At 53.3% G+C, this 1,254-nt stretch carries 3 protein-coding genes; all 3 read left to right on the top strand.

Features of this window, described 5'->3' with window-relative positions; genetic code table 11:
• Window positions 1-70: 70 nt before the first annotated feature.
• Window positions 71-301, top strand: coding sequence for a DUF4160 domain-containing protein (locus tag D6694_12155; protein RMH38606.1), 231 nt, complete (start codon window positions 71-73; stop codon window positions 299-301).
• A gap of 12 nt (window positions 302-313) precedes the next feature.
• Window positions 314-628, top strand: coding sequence for a DUF2442 domain-containing protein (locus tag D6694_12150; protein ID RMH38605.1), 315 nt, complete (start codon window positions 314-316; stop codon window positions 626-628).
• 171 nt (window positions 629-799) lie between these two features.
• A partial coding sequence (locus D6694_12145; GenBank protein RMH38604.1) for an aminotransferase class I/II-fold pyridoxal phosphate-dependent enzyme occupies window positions 800-1,254 on the top strand: 455 nt, incomplete at its 3' end.

Here is a 1,254-nt window from a genome sequence, read left to right as displayed (position 1 = left end):
TATCACCCAACAATGCTCATGGCGTGCAACCTTGCCGGAACTTGCTCGCTTCTTTGGCATCATCATTCGTATGTACGTAGAGCCGGGTGCTCCACACCATCGGCCTCACTTTCACACCTACTATCAGAATCACGCAGCAGTATACGGTATCGAGCCGGTTGAGAAACTCAGCGGCATGTTGCCTCGCAGACAACAACGGCTGGTGGAAGCATGGGCAGAACTTCATCAGGGAGAGTTGCTGGAGAACTGGGAGCGACTGCAGAACGGGCTGCCGCCTTACAAGGTAGCACCCCTTCGGTAAAGGAAGTGGAACATGACACATCGAATTTATCGGGTAGTGGGATTTGAAATCGTGGGCCCATATACATTGCGGGTGGCATTCGATGACGGGATAGAGCAGGTCATTGATTTCCGCCCGGTGTTGGAAGGGGCGATATATGGGGCGTTGAAGGATGAAGGTTTGTTCAATCAGGTCGAGATAGACCCAGAAGTGCACACACTGGTTTGGCCGAATGGAGCGGACTTTGATCCGGAGACTTTACATGATTGGCAGAGATATGTGGAAGAGATGAAGCGGATGGCGAAGCGGTGGGCTAGAGCAAAAGTCGTGCGGCAAGGGGCAGGCTAACACCGGCTGCAGCGGACAGCGGCTATGCCGCGCGCGAATCGGGGCGCGAATTGCAAAGGAGTATCGGGTTGGCGGTGGGGGTTGTGCAGTCACCGCCGCTGCCGCAACGCCGTTATCATGGAAGGCTCGCAGCTCAGCTCGCGCATTATCTGGCGCCAAAGGATTAACCACATGAGACTAGAACCATTCAAACTTGAACGCTACTTCGCAAAGTATGAGTTTTCGGCCCCCTATCTGCTGTGTTCCTCGGATTGCGAGAGCATGGAACTGCGGGATCTGCTGGCACTTGAACCCGATGCAACAGAGCGATTCTCCTCGCTTTGGCTTGGCTACACAGAGTCACTTGGCGATCCAGGGCTTCGTCAAGCTATTACCACGTTGTATGATCGGATAACGTCCGACCAGGTTCTCGTGCATTCAGGTGCAGAAGAAGCGATTTTCAATTTCATGAACGTAGCTCTCAGCTCTGGTGACCATGTCATAGTGCATGCACCTTACTACCAGTCTCTCGGCGAAGTGGCTCGGAGTATTGGTGCCGAGGTTGCAGAATGGCGCGGTGATCCAGCGCATTCATGGGAACTGGATATTGAGGTCTTAAAGTCTATTCTTACTTCTCGAACGAAGGT

The organism is Gammaproteobacteria bacterium, assembly GCA_003696665.1.
In the GTDB taxonomy this organism is placed as follows: domain Bacteria; phylum Pseudomonadota; class Gammaproteobacteria; order Enterobacterales.
The sequence above is the reverse complement of the archived record's forward strand: the minus strand, read 5'-3'. Positions and strand labels throughout refer to the sequence as shown.